The sequence below is a fragment of the Helicobacter sp. MIT 05-5294 genome, from assembly GCF_000765675.1.
In the GTDB taxonomy this organism is placed as follows: domain Bacteria; phylum Campylobacterota; class Campylobacteria; order Campylobacterales; family Helicobacteraceae; genus Helicobacter_D.
On sequence record NZ_JRPA02000062.1, the window covers coordinates 1 to 1,498 of the forward strand.

The 1,498-nt window shown below is 32.8% G+C and carries 2 protein-coding genes; both read left to right on the forward strand.

Going from position 1 to position 1,498, the window contains the following annotated elements; genetic code table 11:
• The first annotated feature begins 106 nt into the window (after nucleotides 1-106).
• Nucleotides 107-880 carry a T6SS effector amidase Tae4 family protein gene (locus LS69_RS10025; protein ID WP_138124692.1) on the forward strand — a complete coding sequence of 258 codons (774 nt, stop codon included), beginning with the start codon at nucleotides 107-109 and terminating at the stop codon, nucleotides 878-880.
• The gene (locus LS69_RS10030; RefSeq protein WP_138124695.1) at nucleotides 880-1,305 is read left to right on the forward strand and encodes a hypothetical protein; all 426 of its coding nucleotides are present in this window, start codon (nucleotides 880-882) and stop codon (nucleotides 1,303-1,305) included. The genes LS69_RS10025 and LS69_RS10030 overlap by 1 nt, the downstream gene beginning before the upstream one ends.
• Nucleotides 1,306-1,498: the final 193 nt, after the last annotated feature.

Below are 1,498 nucleotides of genomic sequence, written 5' to 3' on the forward strand. Positions count from 1 at the left end.
AGGAGATAGAAATAACCTTAGAATCTTCAAATTATCAAAGATTTACAACTTGTGCTAAAATACATAATAATAAAGCAGTAATAAAGAATGTGTTTAAAGGAAAATAATGCCAATAGAATGGGAAGTGCGTTGTGGAAATAAGAAAGCGTCAATAAAGATTCAAAGACCAAGCTTTGAAAGCGTGAAGAAGGCGTATGAGGAGATAACGAGAGTTGGCTCTAAAGAATTTATAGGGGAGTATTGGGAAGTAATTAAGCAATACCAAGCAAACATTATAACGGAATCTGAAGCACAAGAAAGAGTGAAAAAGCTGTATATTAATATGTCGGGGGCACGATATAAAGCAGTGAGCGATAGATTGTTCAATTTCTTTAATGAAGATAGAAACAAGCGGTATAACACCTGTGCTACAAGGGTAAGCTATGCGATAAACAACACTGCGATTCCACTTGCAAAGGAAGAAAATCAGAATTCGCCAAACAACGCTTGGATTATCAATAATTCATATTATGGAATCTCTGTTGATGGTATCATTGAGATTTTATCCACTATATGGCACAAACCAAAGATATATGATCAAGCAATTAAACAATCCATTCTTTGTGGTTGCTCGGAGGATTTTTACCATACAATGAACAGCAAGAAGCAAAATAAAGCTTTATTTGAAGAATTTAAATCATTCAAAAGAAAAGGAATCGTAGCGATGAGATTACAAGGCAATAGAATCCGACATACTACATTATGGGAGGAAGACGATTTTGTAGATGTAAAAATGAATAAAGAATCAAGTGTAGAAAATCTTTATGGATACGATTATTTAAATGATCCAGAGAATACACACCCTTTAGTGAGTGAGTTTTACTTTTGGGAGGTGAAATGATGAAAAAGCAAATATCAATATTATGTATTCTTGTGAGTATTCTATCTAATAATATAATGGCAGCAGATGCCGATACATCAAGGGTGAACCTTTATAGGCATATACTTCAAGATGATAAGATAGCCAAAAAAATGTTTCAAGAAAGCGCGAGGAAAAAGTATGAGCTTGTGGGGATTGATTATTGCTTAAAATACTTTAAATGTCATTCAAGATATTATGCGAATTCACTTATAAGGGAAATGATTCTTGAGAAAGGGGGTGGAAAAGGGGGCATAGAAGAAATAAAAAACTTTATAGAAAAGCAGTTTAAAGGAGGTAAATATGCTTTTCAAGACCTTGAATCTTGTCTTGAACTCTACGATTCCCCAGAATACCAAACCGAAATTGAACGCATTGTAAAGAAATATTGTAAAGAATGTAAATAATAATATCAATCATTTTAATGCTAATATGAATACAGATTCCAACAATCTAAACATTAACAATCATTTAAACCCTAACCAAGATTCTCTTGCAATGCAAGCCAATTTAGAATCTAAAGATTCTACCCCCTCTACTTATACTTTACAAACAATCCTACAAAAAGACAAAGCTTATTCTACTTTAGGTATAGAGTTA